16 protein-coding genes, 1 tRNA gene and 1 pseudogene are annotated in these 18,994 nt (G+C 67.2%); 8 read left to right on the top strand and 10 right to left on the bottom strand.

Annotation, left to right across the window (positions count from 1 at the left end; translation table 11 throughout):
- Positions 1 to 175 precede the first annotated feature (175 nt).
- Positions 176 to 2,263, top strand: coding sequence for a TonB-dependent siderophore receptor (locus tag ACZK1G_RS04980; protein ID WP_101765042.1), 2,088 nt, complete (start codon positions 176 to 178; stop codon positions 2,261 to 2,263).
- On the opposite strand, the gene ACZK1G_RS04975 is transcribed toward ACZK1G_RS04980, so the two are convergent.
- Positions 2,247 to 3,764: an MFS transporter gene (locus ACZK1G_RS04975; RefSeq protein WP_101765041.1), complete on the bottom strand. Its 1,518-nt coding sequence runs from the start codon at positions 3,762 to 3,764 to the stop codon at positions 2,247 to 2,249. The genes ACZK1G_RS04980 and ACZK1G_RS04975 overlap by 17 nt on opposite strands.
- A gap of 107 nt (positions 3,765 to 3,871) precedes the next feature.
- On the opposite strand from ACZK1G_RS04975, the gene ACZK1G_RS04970 reads away from it, so the two are divergent.
- Positions 3,872 to 4,771: a LysR family transcriptional regulator gene (locus ACZK1G_RS04970; protein ID WP_101765040.1), complete on the top strand. Its 900-nt coding sequence runs from the start codon at positions 3,872 to 3,874 to the stop codon at positions 4,769 to 4,771.
- A 13-nt stretch (positions 4,772 to 4,784) separates the two neighbouring features.
- Here ACZK1G_RS04970 and ACZK1G_RS04965 read toward each other — a convergent pair whose 3' ends face one another.
- From ACZK1G_RS04965 to ACZK1G_RS04955, 3 genes are all read right to left on the bottom strand, one after another.
- On the bottom strand, positions 4,785 to 5,663 hold the full coding sequence (locus tag ACZK1G_RS04965) for a LysR family transcriptional regulator (protein WP_101765039.1): 879 nt from the start codon (positions 5,661 to 5,663) through the stop codon (positions 4,785 to 4,787).
- A gap of 38 nt (positions 5,664 to 5,701) precedes the next feature.
- Positions 5,702 to 6,583: an SDR family NAD(P)-dependent oxidoreductase gene (locus ACZK1G_RS04960; RefSeq protein ID WP_101766381.1), complete on the bottom strand. Its 882-nt coding sequence runs from the start codon at positions 6,581 to 6,583 to the stop codon at positions 5,702 to 5,704.
- Between the two features lie 172 nt (positions 6,584 to 6,755).
- Positions 6,756 to 7,619, bottom strand: coding sequence for a DMT family transporter (locus ACZK1G_RS04955; protein WP_101765038.1), 864 nt, complete (start codon positions 7,617 to 7,619; stop codon positions 6,756 to 6,758).
- A 131-nt stretch (positions 7,620 to 7,750) separates the two neighbouring features.
- On the opposite strand from ACZK1G_RS04955, the gene ACZK1G_RS04950 reads away from it, so the two are divergent.
- Both ACZK1G_RS04950 and ACZK1G_RS04945 read left to right on the top strand, forming a co-directional pair.
- Positions 7,751 to 9,130 (top strand): aminotransferase-like domain-containing protein, encoded by a 1,380-nt coding sequence (locus tag ACZK1G_RS04950; protein ID WP_101765037.1) that lies wholly within the window; start codon positions 7,751 to 7,753, stop codon positions 9,128 to 9,130.
- 98 nt (positions 9,131 to 9,228) lie between these two features.
- Positions 9,229 to 9,903 (top strand): class I SAM-dependent methyltransferase, encoded by a 675-nt coding sequence (locus ACZK1G_RS04945; RefSeq protein ID WP_049443399.1) that lies wholly within the window; start codon positions 9,229 to 9,231, stop codon positions 9,901 to 9,903.
- Between the two features lie 3 nt (positions 9,904 to 9,906).
- On the opposite strand, the pseudogene ACZK1G_RS04940 reads toward ACZK1G_RS04945, so the two are convergent.
- Positions 9,907 to 10,236: pseudogene (locus tag ACZK1G_RS04940) on the bottom strand (pentapeptide repeat-containing protein); the annotation flags it as partial.
- Positions 10,237 to 10,410: 174 nt separating this feature from the next.
- On the opposite strand from ACZK1G_RS04940, the gene ACZK1G_RS04935 reads away from it, so the two are divergent.
- The gene (locus tag ACZK1G_RS04935) at positions 10,411 to 11,187 is read left to right on the top strand and encodes a DeoR/GlpR family DNA-binding transcription regulator (protein ID WP_101765036.1); all 777 of its coding nucleotides are present in this window, start codon (positions 10,411 to 10,413) and stop codon (positions 11,185 to 11,187) included.
- An 11-nt stretch (positions 11,188 to 11,198) separates the two neighbouring features.
- Positions 11,199 to 12,332 carry an MFS transporter gene (locus ACZK1G_RS04930; RefSeq protein WP_101765035.1) on the top strand — a complete coding sequence of 378 codons (1,134 nt, stop codon included), beginning with the start codon at positions 11,199 to 11,201 and terminating at the stop codon, positions 12,330 to 12,332.
- A 9-nt stretch (positions 12,333 to 12,341) separates the two neighbouring features.
- On the opposite strand, the gene ACZK1G_RS04925 is transcribed toward ACZK1G_RS04930, so the two are convergent.
- From ACZK1G_RS04925 to ACZK1G_RS04915, 3 genes are all read right to left on the bottom strand, one after another.
- Entirely contained in the window at positions 12,342 to 13,847 is a 1,506-nt protein-coding gene (locus ACZK1G_RS04925; RefSeq protein ID WP_101765034.1) for a PepSY domain-containing protein, read from the bottom strand.
- An 11-nt stretch (positions 13,848 to 13,858) separates the two neighbouring features.
- Positions 13,859 to 15,997, bottom strand: coding sequence for a TonB-dependent receptor (locus tag ACZK1G_RS04920; RefSeq protein WP_049443395.1), 2,139 nt, complete (start codon positions 15,995 to 15,997; stop codon positions 13,859 to 13,861).
- A 129-nt stretch (positions 15,998 to 16,126) separates the two neighbouring features.
- Complete coding sequence (locus tag ACZK1G_RS04915) at positions 16,127 to 16,522, bottom strand: DUF2946 family protein (RefSeq protein ID WP_049443394.1); 396 nt, start codon at positions 16,520 to 16,522, stop codon at positions 16,127 to 16,129.
- 241 nt (positions 16,523 to 16,763) lie between these two features.
- On the opposite strand from ACZK1G_RS04915, the gene ACZK1G_RS04910 reads away from it, so the two are divergent.
- A complete protein-coding gene (locus tag ACZK1G_RS04910) occupies positions 16,764 to 17,339 on the top strand; it encodes a hypothetical protein (RefSeq protein WP_101765033.1) in 576 nt (191 codons plus the stop codon).
- Between the two features lie 46 nt (positions 17,340 to 17,385).
- Here the strand turns inward: ACZK1G_RS04910 and ACZK1G_RS04905 are convergent, their stop codons facing one another.
- Entirely contained in the window at positions 17,386 to 17,766 is a 381-nt protein-coding gene (locus tag ACZK1G_RS04905) for a tautomerase family protein (protein WP_101765032.1), read from the bottom strand.
- A gap of 566 nt (positions 17,767 to 18,332) precedes the next feature.
- On the opposite strand from ACZK1G_RS04905, the gene ACZK1G_RS04900 reads away from it, so the two are divergent.
- Complete coding sequence (locus tag ACZK1G_RS04900) at positions 18,333 to 18,761, top strand: hypothetical protein (protein ID WP_014036196.1); 429 nt, start codon at positions 18,333 to 18,335, stop codon at positions 18,759 to 18,761.
- Between the two features lie 56 nt (positions 18,762 to 18,817).
- On the opposite strand, the gene ACZK1G_RS04895 is transcribed toward ACZK1G_RS04900, so the two are convergent.
- Positions 18,818 to 18,892: transfer RNA gene (locus tag ACZK1G_RS04895), tRNA-Val, on the bottom strand.
- Positions 18,893 to 18,994: the final 102 nt, after the last annotated feature.

The raw sequence follows: 18,994 nt of genomic DNA, 5'->3' as shown, positions 1-18,994 counted from the left end.
TCGAGCAGCCACATGGCGGGTCTCCGTGGGGGACGGGGACGATCAAGGCTAGGCGCGGGCCGGCATAGGGAGCGTGATGCGAAGGCGACCGCCAGATGACACGATATTGATAATCATTTGCATCAATTCGAGGCAATCCCGATAATCCGCGGCGATCTTCCATGGACCGACCGCCATGCCTGCCCGCCACACCCTGCTCTCCCTTGCCCTGGCGCTGCCCGGTGCCCTCACCGCACCACTGGCTGTGGCTGCGGAAACACCGGACGCCCGGACCCTGGACCGCGTCAGCGTCGTTGCCGACCGCGCCAGTACCGCGACCAAGACCGATACCGCGCTGACCGCGACGCCACAGGCGATCAGCGTGGTCACCCAACAGCTGTTCACCGATCGCGGCGCGCACAACCTGCAGGAAGTGCTGCGCTACAGCGCGGGCGTCACCGCCGATGCCTGGGGCCTGGATACGCGCAACGACGCTACTTCGGTACGCGGCCTGGACCCGGTGCAGTACGTGGATGGCCTGCGCCGCAGCTACGGCTTCAGCCCGCTGGCGCGACCGGAGATCTACGGCCTGGAGCGGGTGGAAGTGCTGCGCGGACCGTCTTCGGTGCTGTACGGCGCCGGCGCCACCGGCGGCATCATCAACGCCATCAGCAAGCGCCCCACCTTCGGTGCGGCACGCGGCGAGCTCGCCGTGCAGCTGGGCAGCTTCGATCGCAGGCAGCTGCAGGGTGACGTCGGCGGTGCATTGAACGCGGACGGCTCCGTGGCCGGTCGCCTGGTCGGGCTGGTACGCACCTCAAACATGCAGACCGACACGCTCAAGGATGATCGCGTCTACCTGGCACCGTCGATCAGCTGGCGCGGCGAACGCAGCACCTTGACCCTGCTGGCCAGCTACCAGCATGACAGGACCGGCTCCAGCCAGCAGTTCCTGCCGCTGGCCGCGACCCTGCTGGCGCCACCCGGGCGCCGCCTGGATCCCTCCACCTTCATCGGCGACCCGGGCTTCGACCGCATCGACTCCCGCGTCTACAGCCTGACCGCACTGTTCGACCACAGCTTCAACGACGTGCTCAGCCTGCGCTCGGCCGTGCGCTACATCGATGGCAAAACGACGCTGCAGCAGATGTACGTGGACAGCTACAGCAACCCGGGCGATCCGTTCATCGACGCCGCACGTCGCGTGGTCAATCGCACGGCCTATGGCACCCGCCCGGACGTGCAGATCCTCAGCGCCGACAACGCGCTGCAGTTCGACTTCGCCACCGGCGCCTTCCAGCACCTGCTGCTGGCCGGCGTGGATTACAGCCAATACAAGGAACAGCTGCAGCGCCTGGATGCCACCGGCACGCCGATCGACATCTACGCCCCGGTATCTGTGGCGCCGACGCTGCGTGGCTGGGACCGCCAACCCGACCAGACCTCCACGCAGCTGGGTCTGTACGTGCAGGATCAGATCCGCTGGGCCGACCGCGTGTCGCTGGTACTGGGTGCGCGCCGCGACCATGCGCGCTCGAAGACGGAAGGCCAGCCCAGCCAGACCGACAACGCCACCACCTATCGCGCCGGCCTGATCGGCGAACTGGGCGCCGGGGTGTCGCCCTACCTGAGCTACAGCGAATCGTTCCTGCCGGTCACTGGCCAGGACCTGTTCGGCCAGGCCTTCAAGCCGATGCGTGGCCGCCAGAGCGAGGCCGGCATCAAGTGGCAACCCGCGCGCAACCTGCTGCTGACGATGGCGGCGTACCGCATCACCGAAACCAACCGGCAGACCAACGACCCGGACAACGTGTTGAACGTGGTGCAGACCGGGCAGATCCGCTCCAAGGGCATCGAGCTGGAAGGCCAGTTCCAGTTCGCCAACGACCTCACCGTCACCGCCGCCGTTGCGCGCAACGAGGCCGAGGTCAGCCGCAGCAACTTCGCATTGGAAGTGGGCCAGCGCCTGAACGACACCCCGCAGGACCTGGCCTCGGCATGGATTTCGAAGGGCTTCCAGCTGGATGATGCCGCACGCCTGCGCCTGGGCCTGGGCGTGCGCCACGTCGGCAATACCGTGTCGCTGGGCAATGGTGGGCGCATCATCACCCCCAGCTACACGCTGGCGGACGCCTTGGTGGAAGTACAGGTGACTGACTGGACGATGGCGTTGAACATCACCAACCTCACCGACAAGCGCTACTACGCGCCGTGCCGTACCTTCGGCGACTGCTTCGCCGGCTACCCGCGCGTAGTGACCGGCACCATCAGCTACCGGTTCTGATCACGGCCAACGCTGGCCGCCGCAGCAGCAGGTGCAACAGCACAGCGCATGCGGCGGTCAGCAGCGCCAGGACACGCAGCAGTATCGCCAGCGCCTCGGCACTGGCCTGCTGCAGCTGTGCGCCGCTCATCGCCGGAAGCAGTGCCTGCGCCTGTGCATGCGCCCCCGTCGCCAGATAGGCACCTGCACGCGCCAGCGATGCCGGCGATGCCCCCTGCAGCTGGTGGCCGATCAGCAGCGCAAGCAAGGCCGTGACTGCGGCCAATGCGATGCCCTCACCGGCCACGCGCACCGTTCCGAAGATGCCGGCAGCCATGCCCGCGCGCTGCACCGGCACCACGCTGACCGACAGCCCATCCATCAAGCCCCAAGGCAACGCCGTGCCCGCACCGATCAGCATCAGCAACGGCACCCACTGCGAGGGCGACGGATGCGATGCGTGGCGCGACAACAGGTACAGGCCAGAGGCACACACCAGCAGGCCCAGCATGCACAGCCGCGCACTTCCAACGCGCTCGGCCCAGCGTGCGGCCAGCATCGGTAGCATCAGCATCGGCGCGGACAGGGCCAGCATCTGCAGCCCCACCAGGGTCGCGCTCTGTCCGTGCACGCCCAGCAGCTGCAGGGGCAGCACTACCAGCAGCACCACGTAGCCGAAGCAGGTTGCGACCGGCAGCAGCTGGACACCCAGGAACGCCGGTTGCAAGAACAGTGAGAGGTCCAGCAACGGTGAGCGCTGCAGCCGTTCGGTGCAGACGAACACCGCGCCCAGCAGCAGCGCCGCCAGCAGCGCCAGCTGCACGCGCACGGCATGCAGGCCGAATTCCCCCAGCCACAGCAGGGCTAGGGTCAACGCCGCCAGCATCAGGCTGAAGCCCAGCATGCCGCCGACATCCAGCCGCCCGCGCTCGCCCTGGCTTTCGGGCAACACGCGCGCGCCCAGCGCGAAGGCCACCAACGTCAGTACACCGCCCGCTGCGAACACACTGCGCCATCCCAGTGCCTGCAGCAGCAGACCGGCGAGCAGCGGCCCCAGCGCCAACCCCGCTCCGAACGTGGTGCCCAGCAGGGCGAACACGCGGGCACGCACCGGCCCCTGACAGGCATGCGCCAGCGCCGCCGTTCCGGATGCCAATGCCGCTGCAGCGGCAACACCCTGCAGCCCGCGCGCCAGATCCAGCCACAGCAGCGTCGGCGCAAGGCAGACAATGGCGGTGGCGATGGTGAAACCTGCTGTGCCCAGCAGGAACAACCGCCGTCGGCCATAGCGGTCGGCCAGGCCACCGGCAGCGAGCAGCAGGCTGCCGAAGGTCAGCATGAACGCGTTGGTCACCCACGCCAGCGCGGTCGGCGACGCCGCCGCAGAAAGGGCCAGCGCGGGCACCACGACCGCCCCGGCCGAGAAGGACAACGGCAACGCCAGCGCGGCCAGGCAGACCGCGAGCAGCGTCCAGCGCTGATGTGTGCGGGAACGTACGGGGAGCATCGAAACCGGGGCCATGCGGGCCTCCATCCATCAGGGGCATTGATGATGGACAGGCCGCTATCCCAGAAAAACAGGCTCCATGGACGTTGATTGCGGCTGACTGTTCCGCAATCATGCCTCTCATGGACTCCATCTCTGCCCTGCTCGCCTTCGTCCGCACTGCGGAGGCGGGCAGCATCGTCGGTGCCGCCCGCGTACTCGGCCTGTCCGCATCGGCGGTCGGCAAGCGCATCGCCCGCCTTGAACAGGAACTCGGCACGCGCCTGTTCCAGCGCACCACCCGCCGCGTGCACCTCACCGATGAAGGCGAACTGCTGCTGCAGCGCTGCCGGCGTGCGTTGGATGAACTTTCCGAAGCGCAGGCAGACCTGGCGCAGCGACAGCACGCCCCCAGCGGGCTGCTGCGCATCGGCCTGCCCACCATCGGCTACCGCTTCCTGCTGCCGGTGCTGCCCGGCTTCCAGCAACGCTACCCGCAGGTGCAGCTGGAACTGGACTTCAACGACCGCATCGTCGATGTGGTCAGCGAAGGCCTCGATGCGGTGATACGCAGCGGTGAACTGGCCGATTCCAGCCTGACCGCACGACGGCTGGGTGGCTTTCGTTTCATCCTCTGTGCGGCGCCGGGCTATCTGCAGGCGCACGGTACGCCCGGTGATGTGAGCGAGCTGCGCATGCATACCGCGCTGCGCTTCCGTTACCCCACCACCGGAAAGCTGCATCCGTGGCAGCTGCCGGGCATCGAAGGCGATGCCGGGGCACGCCTTCCCACGGCGATGACCTGCAACAACATGGAAGCCGTGCTGGCCGCTGCGATCGGTTGCATGGGCCTGGCCTGGATGCCTGACTTCCTCGCCGCTGACGCGCTGGCCGATGGCCGCCTGCAACGGGTGCTGCCTGCGCTGCCCACGCACCAGGGGCAGTTCTCGTTGCTGTGGCCCGGTGGGCGCCATCCCAGTGCACGCCTGCGGGTGTTCATCGACTATGCCGTTGCCAACCTGTTCCGCGGCGACGAGGCGTAGCGGGTCCACAGAATCAGTTGGTGCCCGCCGCCTGCAGGAAATTGCGCAGCACCGGCGACGGTGATTCCGGCCGCATGCAGAACGGCAGGTCAAAGCGCGCTGCTTCGCTCTCCAGCACGCGATAGACGATCTCCTGCGGGCGGAAGCTGACCATGCTGGCCGGAACGATCGCCACGCCCGCCTCCACCGCCACCAGCGACAGCACCGCATGCATGCCCTGCGCTTCCTGCACCACGCGCGGGGTGAAGCCCGCAGCGGTGCACAGGCCCAGCACCTGCGCATGGAAGCCGATGCCCTCGCCTGCCGGCCATGAAACGAACGGTTCGTCAGCCATCATCGCCACACTGACCTCCGGCGCGTCGGCCAGCGCATGTGCACGCGGCAGCGCAATCGCCAGGCGGTCGTGGTCGAAGGCGTGCAGCAGCAGCTCGGCGGCGGGAATCGGTGGAATCAACACGCCGACATCAATGCGCTGCTCACGCAGCCACAACTGCTGCTGGCGCGACGTCGCTTCCTGCAGGTGCAGCTGTACCTGCGGGTATTGCTGGCGGAAGCGGCGAATCAAACCTGGCAGGCGTCCATACAGCGCACTGCCCACATAGCCCACGCGCAGGCTGCCGGACTGCCCCGCTGCAGCCTCGCGGGTGCGTTGCAGCGCCTGCTCGGCCTGCTGCAGCGTTGCCCGCGCCTCCACCAGCAGCGTCTGCCCCGCCACGGTCAGGCCCAGGGTACGGTTGCCGCGCACGATCAGTTCACTTCCGAGCGCGTCTTCCAGCCGTCGTATCGCCGCCGTCAGCGGCGGCTGTGACATGTGCAGGCGGGCGGCGGCGCGGTGGAAATGCAGCTCTTCGGCCACGGCCACGAACTGGCGAAGCAGGCGCAGGTCGATCATCACGGTGCAGGCAGTAGGAACCCGCCTAGGGTACGCCCTCAGCTGCGCACGTCCACGCTCGCGCGGGCGATGGCCGGCCACTGCAGTGCGACCGATTCGATGCTGTCAGCAGCCACCGCGCGCAGATCCCGCGGGTACGCCACATGCTCGGCTTCCTGCAGGCGCAGTGCATGGAACTGCCCGTTGCTGGCACGCAGTGCCCACCCACCCTCCTGGCAACGCGTGGATGCCAGATAGGCCACGCCTTGCGCAACAGCTTCCGGATGCAGTTCGTCGGGCTCGCCTTCGATGCCCCACATGCGCGTCTTTGCCACCGGCGAAACCGCGTTGACCACGATGCCATGCTCGGCACCTTCCAGCGCCAGCACATTGACCAGGCCCAGCGCCGCCAGCTTGCCCATCGCATAGGCGGACAGCCCGCGCTGCGCGTACTGTGGATACAGCGCGCGGTCGGACGTGGTGATGACGATGCGGCCACCGCCCGCTGCGCGCATGGCCGGCCACGCCGCCTGCGCCAGCCACAGCGGCGTCTTCGCCGCCAGGCACAGCATCCGCTCCAGCGCGTCGTCCTCGATCGCTTCCAGCGCCTGGTACTCGACCCAGCCCGCGTTGTGGATCAGGAAGTCGATGCGGCCGTGCGCCTGCAGCAGTTCCTGCACCAGCGCGTGGCAACCGGCGCGATGGTCGATGGGGTTGCTCCCCGCTTGCACCGAAAGCCCCTGCGCCTGCAGCACTTCGACGCTGCGCACGATCCGCTGCGGATCAACGCCTTGGCCATCGGTACCGGCACCGACGTCATGCATCAGCACCTGCGCCCCGCGCTCGGCCAGCAGGCGGCTGTAGGCCAGGCCCAGTCCACCGGCGGCACCCGTCACCAGGCCAACCTGGCCTTCAAAGGAAATTCGGGAAATTGGCTGCATCGGCACAGCTTCGGCCAAGCGCACCGCGTCCGGCCAATACCGTTGACCACAGCCCACGATACGCCCGCGCTATCACTGAAAAAGGGGACGGAGGGGATTAAGTCGTTTCAGGCACAGCAGGACCGATTACGACTTAATCCCCTCCGTCCCCTTTTTCGGTCCCCTTTTTCGCTCAGCGGCTGAAGCGGCGTGCGCCGGCGACGCAGATCACCGCGACCACGGTCACCAGCACCATGCTGAGGCTGACCGATTCGTGCAGCAGCAGCGCGGCCAGGGCCAGGCCGAAGAACGGCTGCAGCAACTGCAGTTGGCCAACAGCGGCGATGCCGCCCTGCGCCAGGCCGCGGTACCAGAACAGGAAGCCGACCAGCATGCTGAACACTGCCACGTAGCCCAGTGCCCACCACGCCGACGCACCGACGGCGGCGAACGAGGCCGGGCGCATCAGCACTGTCAGCGGCAGCATCACCGGCAACGCCAGCAGCAGCGCCCAGCTGATCACCTGCCAACCGCCAAGATGACGGGCGAGCCGACCGCCCTCGGCATAGCCCAGCCCGCACGCAACGATCGCCGCCAGCATCAGCAGGTCGGCCTGCAGCGAGGCCTCAATGCCGTTGCGCACCGCATAGCCGACCACGCAGGCACTGCCCAGCAACGAGAACAGCCAGAAGGCAGGACGCGGCCGCTCGCCGCCGCGCAGCACGCCGAATATCGCGGTGCTCAGTGGCAGCAGGCCGACAAACACGATGGTGTGTGCGGATGAGGCGTGGCGCAGGGCGAGCGCGGTCAGCAGTGGAAAACCGACCACCACGCCGAGGCTGACCACCACCAGGCCTGGCAGGTCACTGCGGCGCGGCCACGGCTGGCGCAGCAGCAACAACAGCCCCAGGCCGAGCACAGCGGCGATGGTGGCGCGTGCGGCGGTGACAAACCCGGCATCCAGTTCAAGCACCGCCAGGCGGGTGGCCGGCAACGAGCCCGCGAAAATCACCACACCGATGAAGCCATTGATCCAACCACTCGCCGACCGTTCCACGCCTGTACTCCTGCAATGCCGGGCGGTCCCGGCGGGATTTCCATAAGAGCACCTGTGCCCCCCCTCACCCCAGCTACAATCCAGTACAGTCACAAGTAACTGTACTGCCCACACTTCCACTACAGTCCGCCATGCCACGCCCCCTGACCCGCATCGAATCCGTCATCCAGGCGGTACGCACCCGCATCAACGCGCGGGTCGATGGCCCCGGCTCGCGCCTGCCTTCGGTACGGGCGCAGGCCGCAGCGATGGCAGTCTCAGTCTCCACCGTGGTCGAAGCCTACGAGCGCCTCGCGGCCGAAGGCCTGATCACGGCGCGCGCAGGATCCGGCTTCTATGTCAGTGGGCCCGCCGCACCACTGGCACTGGCCAAGATGGAGCCCCGGCTGGACCGCGCCGTGGACCCGCTATGGGTGTCGCGGCAGTCGCTGGAAACCCCGCCGGGCCACCTCAAGCCAGGGTGCGGCTGGATGCCCAGCGACTGGCTGTATCACGATGGCGTGCGCCGCGGCCTGCGCCGGTTGGCGCGTGCCGATGCCATGCATCTGGCCGACTACGCCGGCCCGCTCGGCCTGCCCGCGTTGCGCCAGCTGCTGCAACGGCGAAGCGCCACGCTGGGCATCGATGCATCGATGGAGCAGATCCTGCTGACCGAATCCGGGACGCACGCGGTCGACCTGATCTGCCGCTTCCTGCTCAAGCCCGGTGACTGCGTGCTGGTCGATGACCCCAGCTACTTCAACTACCACGCACTGCTGAAGGCGCACCAGGTACAAGCCGTGGGTGTGCCGTACACGCCCACCGGCCCGGACCTTGAAGCGTTCGAACGCGCATTGCAGGCGCATTCGCCGCGGCTGTACATCACCAACTCCGGCCTGCACAACCCGACCGGCGCGGTGCTTTCGGCCAGCACCGCGCACCGCCTGCTGGGCCTGGCCGAACGCAGCGAGCTGATCATCGTCGAGGACGATATCTTCGCCGACTTCGAATTGCAGCCGGCGCCGCGGCTGGCCGCGCTCGACGGGCTGTCACGTGTGATCCACGTCGGCAGTTTCTCCAAGACGCTGTCGGCGGCCTCGCGCTGCGGCTACATCGCTGCACGCCATGACTGGATCGAAGCATTAACCGACCTGAAGCTGGCGACCAGCTTCGGCGGTGGCCACCTGGCCGCGCAGCTGATGCACATCGCGCTGACCGACAGTGGCTATCGCCGCCACATGCAATCGGTGCGTTCGCGCCTGGCCGACGCGCGCCGGCACACGCTGCGCAAGCTGCACACGCTTGGCATCACGCCGTGGCTGCAGCCGGAAGCCGGACTGTTCCTGTGGTGCCAACTGCCGGATGGCCGCGATTCCGCCGTGCTGGCGCGGCAGTGCCTGCGAGAAGGCATCGTGCTGGCGCCGGGCAACGCGTTCAGCCAGTCGCAGCGCGCGGCCGACTATCTGCGCTTCAACGTTTCGCAGTGCCAGGACGCGAGGATCTGGCAGGTGCTTGCGCGGGAGTTGCGCTGAGCGGGATGCAAGCCGGTGAGCGCAGGCGGGAGTGTCCCGCGGCAAAGGCACTTGCATGCCACGGTACAGTGGTATGTCCCTGTTGCAGGAATGCACGCATGTCTTCGTTTTCCGATCCGCAGGCCGTTGCCCGCTATGCCGAGGGGCCGCTGCGCCAGGTGCCGGGCTTCCTCGCGTTGCAGCAGATGAGCCGCCTGCTGCTGGCCGAACGCGTTCCCGCACAGGGCCGCGTGCTGGTGCTGGGTGCCGGGGGCGGGCTGGAGCTGAAAGCCTTCGCCGAGGCGCAGCCGGGCTGGCAGTTGCTGGGCGTGGACCCGGCCGCGCCGATGCTGGCCCTGGCCGAGCAGACACTGGGCCCGTTGAACGCACGCGTTGAGCTGCTGGAAGGCTACATCGACGATGCCCCGGACGTGCGCTTCGATGGTGCCAGCTGCCTGCTGACCCTGCACTTCCTCGACGCTACGCAACGCCTGCATACGCTGCGCGAACTGCACAAGCGACTGCGCCAGGGCGCCCCTCTGATCGTCGCCCACCACAGCGTGCCGCAGGATCCGGCCGGCAAGCTGCGCTGGTTGCAGCGCTACGCAGCGTTCGCCGAAACCTCGGGCGTTGCCCACGCCGATGCACAGCGCGCAATCGACGCCATTGCCGAGCGGCTGCCGTTGCTGTCGCCCGAACAGGAGGTCGCGCTGCTGCAGGAGGCCGGCTTCGACGGCGTGGAGCTGTTCTACGCAGGCTTCAGCTTCAAGGGCTGGGTGGCGTACGCCGGGTGATGCCTACGGAACCACGGTGATGCCGATGCGCTGCATCAGCAGTGCCACCTGCTGCACATCCAGCGTGGCACCGCGCAGGTTGGTGCTGCGCAGGTCCAGCTCACCCAGCTCTGAGTGGGTCAGGTCGCAGTCGGTGAAGTTGGCGCTGTTCCAGTCGATGCCCTCGAACTGGCCACCGGACAGATCCGAGCCTGCGAAGCTGGCGCCGCTCACATTCGCGCCATCCCAGCGGTTTTCCCACAGTTCGCATTTCTCCAGCGTCACCCGCGAGAAATTGGCATAGCGCAGGTTCGACTTCTTGATGAAGGCGCTGCAGAACCAGCTGCGCGTGGAACGATGGGGGACATCAGGGATTCCATGCCAAGTGCCCCGCCATCATGCCGGGCCGCGAGGGCGATCCATAGACGTGGGCGCGGGCGAATTCACCAGCAGTCCAGCCGCCGTGTGTCCCCCCAACACCGAATGCACGTTGTTGCACGTTAATGCACGAACGTGCAGACTTGCGGCATGAGCACCGATCCCAGCCCCCTCCCCGCCCAGCGCACCCAGCAGATCCTCGACGAACTGCGCCAGCAGGGCCGCGTGGTCGCCGCCGAGCTGGCGCGCCGCTATGCCGTCTCCGAAGATTCGATCCGACGCGACCTGCGCGAGTTGGCCGCCCAAGGGCTATGCCAGCGCGTCTACGGAGGCGCCGTGCTGCCGCCGCCGCAGGAACGCCCACTGCGCGAACGACTGACCCGCGACCGCGGTGACAAGGCCGAACTGGCCGCACGCGTCTGCGCGCTGCTGCAACCCGGCCAGGTGGTACTGCTCGACGCCGGGTCGACCAATCTGGCGATCGCCCAGCAGCTGCCGGCCGCTCTCGGCTTGACGGTGATCACCAACGCGCCACAGATCGCCACCGCCGCAAGCGTGCATGAAGGCATCTCAGTGCAGCTGATCGGCGGTCGCCTGGCCAGCGGTGGCGGTGCGGTCGGCGCTGAAGCACTGGCCCAGGTGCAGCGCCTGCGCGCCGACGTGTACCTGCCCGGCCCATGCGCGGTGGACGGTGACACCGGCGTGTGGGCGATGGATGCGGAAGAAGCCACGCTGAAGCGCGCGATGGTGGCCTGCAGCAGCCGCGTCATCGTCGCCGCCACCACCGAAAAACTCGGTGCACGCGGCAACTGGCAGATCGCCAGCCTGGACGAGATCGATGACCTGGTGCTGACCACCACCGCGCCCCCCGCATTGGCGGCACGCTTCCGCGCCGCAGGCATCGCGGTATACCCCACTCCCCCCTGACCGTACCGCTCATGTCCCTTGCCAACCGCGCGCGTGCCGAACAGCACGCGACCCGCGCTGCGTTCTTCATTCCCGGCTTCGCCACCGCGCTGTGGGCCACCCTGGTGCCGTTCGCAAAGGCACGCACCGAGATCAACGACGCCACGCTGGGGCTGGTGCTGCTCTGCCTCGGTGCCGGTTCGCTGCTGGCGATGCCCTTGTCCGGCGTGCTGGCCGCGCGCCTGGGTTGCCGGCGGGTGATGGTGGCCAGCAGCCTGCTGATCTGCCTGACCGTGCCCGGCCTGGCGCTGGCTGGTTCGGCCTGGATTCTAGGGCTGGTCCTGTTCGTGTTCGGCGCCGCCGTAGGCGCGATGGACTGCACGATGAACGTGCAGGCCGTCATCGTCGAGCGCGAAGCACGGCGCGTGATGATGTCCGGCTTCCACGCCTTCTTCAGCATCGGCGGCTTCCTCGGCGCGGCCACCATGACCGTGCTGCTGTCCGCACAGCTGCCTCCCTTGGCATCCGTGCTGATCGGCGTCGGCGCCATGCTGCTGGTGATGCTGTTGTCGGCAGCGCACTGGCACAGCGAACGCATGCCACACGACACACCGATGCTGGCCCTGCCGCATGGCATCGTGCTGTTCATCGGCGTGCTGGCGTTCGTCGCCTTCCTCGGCGAAGGCGCGATGCTGGATTGGAGCGCGGTGTTCCTCAGCGATGTACGTCGCGTCGATGCCAGCCTCGCCGGTATCGGCTATGTAGTCTTCACCCTGACCATGACGGTCGCGCGCCTGGTCGGCGATGCACTGGTGGCACGCGTGGGTCGCCAGCGCGCGATCGTGTTCGGCGCATTGCTTGCCGCCGCGGGCGTGCTGGTGTTGACCCTGGTCACGCCGTGGCAGGCGTCGCTGATCGGCTATGTGCTGGTCGGCCTCGGTTGCGCCAACATCGCACCCGCGCTGTTCTCGCTGGCTGGCCACCAGACCCGCATGCCCGGCGCGCTGGCCATCACCGCCGTTTCCACGCTGGGCTTTGCCGGCATCCTTGCCGGACCGGCGCTGATCGGATTCGCTGCCAATCACTTCGGCCTGATCGCCGCCTTCATCGGCGTGGCCACGGCCTTGTTGCTGGTTGCCGTGTCCACGCGTTGGCTGCGGGTGTAGTCCAGGGCATCAGCGCCGCCTGCGCCGCAGCTTCATCCGCAAACGCCGATAGCCGATCACCGTCGCCGTGGCACACAGCGCGGTGCCAGCAGCGCTCAGCAGCAGCAACACCGCCAGCCGGGCACCTTCCTGGCGCAGCATCGCCGGCAGGTCCCAGCTGTGCAGGAAGTAGAACAACCAGCGCCCGACCCGCTCGCGATGCCCCACTGTCAGCAACGGGTCGCCCGTGGCGAGATCGAGGTAGACCCGCGTCGCCTCGGCATCGCCGAAATCCGCCACCGCCACCGGGAAGCGGCGAACTGCTGCACCATTCATGGCCTCGGGCGCACGCGGATAGAAGTAGGCATCCGCTGCCTTCTGCACCACGAAACCCTGCATCGGCGCATCGGACAGCGCATGCACCTTCTGCTGCAGCCACGCTGCCGGCAGCAACCGCGCAACCTGCAAGTGCCCATTGCCGCTGGACACGATGCGGGTCTCGCCCCGCCCGTCCAGCAGCACTGCGAACAGTTCACCCCTGATCCGTCGCCACTGGATCTCCACCGGCCGGAAGCGCCCAGCATCGGCCACCGCCAGAAGTGTCGCCGGCTCGCCAAGCGCGCCATCCACCGCCACCGCGTCACCGCGATAGCGCCCGCTGTCGATCGCCTCGCGCGTGCTGCTGAAGACGCCCAATGGATTCATCGACATCAGCCCACTGAAGATCCAGGTGAACACGAAGGCCGCAGCCACCAGCCCGATCAGATGGTGCCAGCGCATCCATGGTTCGACATAGGGCGTCTTCGCGCCGGAGCGGTAGCGCCCGCGGAAGCGCCAGCGCCACACCCCCACCACGATGCCGCTGACCGCCGCCAACGTGCACAGTGCGGACAGCACGATCACCACCCACGCCCACACCGGATCCACCGACTGCATGCGCAGGAAGTACAGCCAGTGCAGCCAGGCGCCCACATAGTTCCAGCGCTGCTGCACATGCGGTGCGTCCAGCACCACTTCACCGGTACGCGAGGACACATACAGGTCGCCGGGCTGCGCGCCCCCCACTTCGACGCGATACAGTGGCCGGTGCGCGTCCAGTGCACGCGAATGCGTCCAGCGGTCCTCGTCCACGCGCGTCGCACCCACGAAGGCCTGGCCGCCGGCGAACTGTGCAGCGGATGCTTCGGCACGCTGTGCCGATACGGGCAGCAGGGCCTGGCCGGTGTACGCCGACCAGGTGCCCACGTTGCTGCCATTGCGCACCACATACGCCGGCTCGCCACGCAGCGTGGTCAACGCCACGGCCTCCGGCTCGGCCTGCACCGCCGCAGGCAGTACCGACAGCCCCCGCAGATCGCGGGCCTCAGCCAGCACCGGCAATGCCGCCAGCCGCTCGCCCGGCGTCAGCTTCGGGTAGCCGATGAACAGCATCACCATGCCGCTGACGAACCACAGCAGCATCAGCAGGCATCCGCCGATGCCGAGCCAGCGGTGCACCAGGTAGGTCCAACGCTTGGCGGTGGATCGCAGCGACATGGTGCGCGTCCTCAGAAGCGATGGTCGACGGTGAACTCAACGCGACGGTCCGCACCCAGCAGCCACTGCGTGCTGGTGTAGTACGCGGTGGCGTAGTACGCCTTGTCGAACACGTTGAACAGGCGCGCGGACAATCGCGTGCGCGGTGCTGCCTGCCACGTCAGCGCCAGGTCGGTGGTGCTGTAACCGGGCAACTCCAGCGTGTTGGCATTGTCGGCGTAGCGCTTGCCGACATAGCGAACGCCACCCGCCGCACTCCAATCCGTCGCGAACTGCCAGCTCAACCACACACTGGCCAGGCGCTCGGCCACGTTCGGCGGCACGTTGCCATCGCGCGACACCAGCATCGGCGGCGAACCCGTGGTTTCAAGGAAGTCCTCGAACTCGGCCTTCAGCACCGTCGCGTTGGCATCCAACGACCAGTGCGGCGCGAAGTTCCAATTCAAGGACGCTTCAATACCGCGCGAGGTCTGCGCACCCACCTGCACGCGGCGGTCCGGCACCAGCGGATCGCGGCTGAGCAGCCCGGTCTTGCGGATGCGATACGCCGCCAGCGTCCACTCGCCGCCATCGAAGGCCTGCTTCAGGCCCACCTCGATCTGCCGGCCCTTGGCCAGGTCGAAGGCGCCGTTGGCCGGGCTGATCATCAACAGGCCACTGACCGGGTCCGCCGCCTGCGAGTACTGCGCATACAGGCTCAACGTCGGCTGCAGCGCGAATACCGTGCCTGCACGCCAGCCGATGCTGCTGTAGGTCTTCGAGAACGCGTTCTGGCCGCTGATCAGATCGGTACGGTCGATGCGCGCACGATCGTGGCGCAGCCCACCCAGCACCGACCAGCGCTCGCTCAGCGCCAACCGGTCTTCCACGAACAGCGCGTACTGCTCGGCACGGTTGCGGTAGCGCGGCAGGTTCGGTGCGTCGCTGGCGAACTGCCCCGGCACCGGATCGAACGGATCAACCGGGCCCGAGCTGCCGGCATAGGTGTTGTTGGTGTGCTTGAAGTGCGCGCGGTTGGCGTCCAGGCCCACCGCGAAGCTGTTCTGCAGGCCACCTGCGGTTCCCTGCACGCGCAGCGTCGAGGTCAGTCCGGTCTGGTCCTGGTTGTGGGTGATCTCGGTATTGCCAGATCGATCGATCAAGCCGGTAGCGCGGTTGTAGACATAGGCCTCGGCATTGCGCCAATCGCGCTGGCTGCCGATCTGGTAGAGGCGCGTGCGCCATTCGACATTCGCGGTCGGCGTCCACAGCGCATCGAGCTGGGTCCAGCGGTCGCGATAGCGGATCTCGCTGTCGTCCACGTTGTAGTTGCGGTGGCGCAGCGCCGCCAGCTGGCGGCCCTCGACCAGCGGCGTACCGAAGTAGCGCATCGGCTGCTGGTAGCCCTGCGCATGGGTGAGGGTCAGCTGCAGGTCCGCGCGCGGCTGCCACAGCAATGCACCGGAGATTGTCGCGTCACTGTTGCGCCCGCGGTCGACCCAGCCACCGCTGTAGTTGCCACTCACATCCAGCCGGTAGGCCAGCTCGGGCGTCAGCGCGCCACCACTGCCGAAGCCCAGCCGCGCGGTGTCCTCGCTGCCGACTGTTACGCTGATCTCGTTCTCGATGGCGCCGCGCGTGGGCTTCTTCGGCACGATGTTGATCACGCCGCCGATCGCACCGTCGCCATGGATCACCGAGGCCGGGCCGCGCAGTACTTCGATGCGCTCGATCGACCAGGTATCGAACGGGAACGTGATGCCCACGCCACCGTACTGGCGCAGCCCGTCGTACAGCCGCATCACCGAAGCACCGTCGGTGAAGCCGCGGCTGGACAGCGCACTCAGGCCATTGCCCGGGTGCGGCATCGCACTGATCGCACCCGCCCGGCTGATCGCATCGTTGAGGTTGCTGTCGCCGCGCTGCTCCAGTTGTTCGCGCGAAATCACCGTCAGGCTGGCCGGTGTCTGCAGCACGCTCAGGCCCAGCGCGGAACCGGCGTTGGCGGAGGACGACAGCTCACCGCTGCGGGTATCGACCACCCGCACGGTATCCAGCGTGGTCGGGGGTGCCGCGTCGGCGGCAAGCAGGGGCGCGGCATGCAGGAGCAACGCGCACAGGACAGGCAGCGTCGCCCGGCGCAGGCGCGCGGAGTTGGGGTTCGTTTTCATTTATTCACGGCATGCAAGGCCACCCCGCAATGGCAGGGCAGCAATCAGAAAGGGACAAACACGCGCGTGCGGGCACCGGCCGTGGCCGGCAACCTCATGGAAAAATGTTCAATGCAACGCGCGTGCGGCTCAGGCGGCCATCATGGCTGGCGGCCCACGCGCTCCCAATGTGCCGCTGATCCGTTGCGGCAACGTCTGCACCGCACCGCGCAGTGCGCGGCACACCGGTGCCATCGGCGCCAACAGCAGCACTGCCGCCACCAGCAGGGTGATCAACCGCGCTGCGATCAGGCAGTAATCGCAATCCACGCCCATCTCATGATCGGCGTGTGGATCGACGGCCGGCTTCTTTGCGGCCTCGCCGTGCGGCATCGCCATCGCGTGATGGTCGTGGTGCCCTTCCATCGCGTGCTGCGCATGCTCTGCGTGCATCGCGTGGTCCACGGCTGCCACCGGTACAGCGGCAGCCACGTGACCGTGCGCCAGCCAGCGGCTCACCAGCGGGGCGAGCAGCACCAGCAGCATGGCAAGCCATGCCAGGGCCTGGAACCGGCGGTGGAGAGCAGAACGGCGCACGCCGCCATTCTACGGGGCCATAGCCAACCTTGGACCCCGTTCAGGGTTTACCCCCTGCGACACGGTGACGCAGGGGCTCGCCTCGCGCGGCGACATGTGAATGCACCGCACCGCGGTCCCGGCGCTTGCAGGCTCCGCCTCGCCAACGTTAGGGTTCAAATGGCCACGGCAAGGAGCCAGAGGGATCCGCATGACCACCCGCATCACACACCCGCTGCGCATCAGCCTGCTCGGCCTGACCGCGCTGCTTGCCGCCTGCGCCGACAAGGGGCCGCCCCCACCGCCAGAGCCGCTGGAACTCTCACAGCCCATCGCCGTGGACGCGCCCGGCCAGCAGGTGCAGTTCGAGTTCGAAACCACGGCGCGCAATTTTGCCAGCTACCACACATATGCGGTGGAGCTGGATCTGCAGCACGTTTCCTCATCGCCAGATGCTGCTTCTCCGCGCGACCTGCACATTCCTTTACGCGTAGGACTTCAGCAATGGTCAGGCGGCACTTGGCAGCCGCTGGCAAGCCCCGACGCCTACCAGATCGCACAGTCGCAATCTGGCCAGCCTCTGCCAGACTGGCACCGCGGTAAGGGTCTGAACTACGCCCAGACCCAACGAGGCAGCGATGGGGCCTATCGACTCCATGTCGCGCTACTGCCGTTGCAGGCGCAAAGTCGCTACCGCGTACAGATCAGCACCGTTGAAGACATCGCACCACTTCGTGGCGCAAGCGCCAGGATACTGATTCACGAATCGCGTCCGCTCGCCAAGTAGCGCAGCGCCTTGGCACGTCCTAATGAGACAGCGTAGCGCACCTGCATCAACTCACGTACTGCGCCACGCCATTACCAAACGACCAGTTCTCCTTCTTCACTTCCACCAGATTGATGAACACATCCTCGCGGCGGACACCCACCGCCGCGTGCAGTCCATCGGCGATGCCGGCGTACAACGCCTTCTTCTGCTCCAGCGTGCGCCCCTCATTCCAGGTGATCTGGATGCAGATGAAGTCGTCGGTACGGTCCACGCCCAGGTAGCCGGGGTCGTAGATCAGCGTGCCAGGCGCGTGTTCCTGGAAGATCTGGAAGCGGTCGTTTTCCGGCACCCCCACCGCGCGCATGGCCTGGTAGATGGTTTCGCCGACGCGTTGCAGGTAGTCGGCGGATTTACCTTTGCGAAGATCGATACGGGCGAGCGGCATGGTGGCACTCCAGAGTGGATGGGCACGGCAACGGGCTGAGACTACGCCTGCCTGGGGCGGCGGGACAGCGCAGGGATGGAACCCTCTGGCCCCATGCGTGGCATGGTCCCGCCTCCGCCGCGCGGGGTGACGCGATTGCCGTGGCAGTGGCCCTCCGGAGTCGTCATATGCACGGTCGGTAGGGGCGGCGATGTGCGCCATCAGTGATGGGCGGCACTACTCGCGGGTGTCGGACGACACACAACGGGAAAGGCCTGGCCTGCCTAGGGACAGTTGAGAACTTTCCTTACAGACCGATGTGATTACCCGGCCTGAAGATCGCCGCGCCGAGGCAAGAAGCCTTGGCCGGGATTGGCGTCTCGAATAAACGAACAGGCTTCAAGGACTGCGAGAGAAATCGCAGTTGAGAGAATGCATCGACTGCCCTCAATGGCGGGCGGTGCGTGGGGATCGCAAGATCCGCCAGGCGTTCTTCTCCCTTGAAGCTTGTTTGCCTTGGCACGCCAACCCGCACCGTCCGCCACCTTCACTTTGGAAGGTGGCCCTACCCCAGTGAGGGTTTCGCCATGACCAACCAAACCGCCATCCATCCCCGCCTGCACGCGCTTATCGGCGACGTCGCCGCCGACGTGCCCGAGGACCTTGCGCGTGAGATCGAATGCGCACTGGCGGAGCGACTGCTGCCACCTTCGCGCCCAACGTTCCTTTCATGCCTCGATGCCATCCGCGCCGGTGATGACCAGGCCGGGCGCGCGTGTACCCCGCAGACACTCAGCGCCACAGGCTTCGGCTCGCTCGACCGCTCGCTGGTCGCATTGAATGCCGTACTGGATCTACTGCATGCTGCCGAACGCGCGCGCCTGGCTGGCGATCCACAGGATCAACTCGGTGACTTCCATCGGGACGGCTTGATCGTTGCCGCACGCCAGATCGCGCGGGCTGCACAGGATGGACTGGGTGATGCCCTGGCGCCGGTTGGCGCAAGGCCTCGCTGATTATGCGAGGCAACAAAAAAGCCCCCATTGCTGGAGGCTTCTTTCGTTCTGCAACATGGTGGGCGGTACAGGGATCGAACCTGTGACCCTTGCCGTGTGAAGGCAATGCTCTACCGCTGAGCTAACCGCCCGGTGTGTTGCTGAGCCGCTCATTATAGGGGCTTTTCAGAGGCCGTCAACAGTTTTTCACATTCGTGTTCACGGGTGTTTCGGCGATCGCCGCCGGGCATGGC

The organism is Stenotrophomonas sp. 109824_Sma, assembly GCF_056480025.1.
This window is presented reverse-complemented; position numbering and strand designations above follow the sequence as displayed.

Excerpts from the sequence above, each read along its gene's own strand:
- ACZK1G_RS04980 (WP_101765042.1), top strand. The coding sequence starts at position 176 with ATGCCTGCCCGCCACACCCTGCTCTCCCTTGCCCTGGCGCTGCCCGGT.
- ACZK1G_RS04975 (WP_101765041.1), bottom strand. The coding sequence starts at position 3,764 with ATGGCCCCGGTTTCGATGCTCCCCGTACGTTCCCGCACACATCAGCGC.
- ACZK1G_RS04970 (WP_101765040.1), top strand. The coding sequence starts at position 3,872 with ATGGACTCCATCTCTGCCCTGCTCGCCTTCGTCCGCACTGCGGAGGCG.
- ACZK1G_RS04965 (WP_101765039.1), bottom strand. The coding sequence starts at position 5,663 with ATGATCGACCTGCGCCTGCTTCGCCAGTTCGTGGCCGTGGCCGAAGAG.
- ACZK1G_RS04960 (WP_101766381.1), bottom strand. The coding sequence starts at position 6,583 with ATGCAGCCAATTTCCCGAATTTCCTTTGAAGGCCAGGTTGGCCTGGTG.
- ACZK1G_RS04950 (WP_101765037.1), top strand. The coding sequence starts at position 7,751 with ATGCCACGCCCCCTGACCCGCATCGAATCCGTCATCCAGGCGGTACGC.
- ACZK1G_RS04945 (WP_049443399.1), top strand. The coding sequence starts at position 9,229 with ATGTCTTCGTTTTCCGATCCGCAGGCCGTTGCCCGCTATGCCGAGGGG.
- ACZK1G_RS04935 (WP_101765036.1), top strand. The coding sequence starts at position 10,411 with ATGAGCACCGATCCCAGCCCCCTCCCCGCCCAGCGCACCCAGCAGATC.
- ACZK1G_RS04930 (WP_101765035.1), top strand. The coding sequence starts at position 11,199 with ATGTCCCTTGCCAACCGCGCGCGTGCCGAACAGCACGCGACCCGCGCT.
- ACZK1G_RS04925 (WP_101765034.1), bottom strand. The coding sequence starts at position 13,847 with ATGTCGCTGCGATCCACCGCCAAGCGTTGGACCTACCTGGTGCACCGC.
- ACZK1G_RS04920 (WP_049443395.1), bottom strand. The coding sequence starts at position 15,997 with ATGAAAACGAACCCCAACTCCGCGCGCCTGCGCCGGGCGACGCTGCCT.
- ACZK1G_RS04915 (WP_049443394.1), bottom strand. The coding sequence starts at position 16,522 with ATGCTGCTGGTGCTGCTCGCCCCGCTGGTGAGCCGCTGGCTGGCGCAC.
- ACZK1G_RS04910 (WP_101765033.1), top strand. The coding sequence starts at position 16,764 with ATGACCACCCGCATCACACACCCGCTGCGCATCAGCCTGCTCGGCCTG.
- ACZK1G_RS04905 (WP_101765032.1), bottom strand. The coding sequence starts at position 17,766 with ATGCCGCTCGCCCGTATCGATCTTCGCAAAGGTAAATCCGCCGACTAC.
- ACZK1G_RS04900 (WP_014036196.1), top strand. The coding sequence starts at position 18,333 with ATGACCAACCAAACCGCCATCCATCCCCGCCTGCACGCGCTTATCGGC.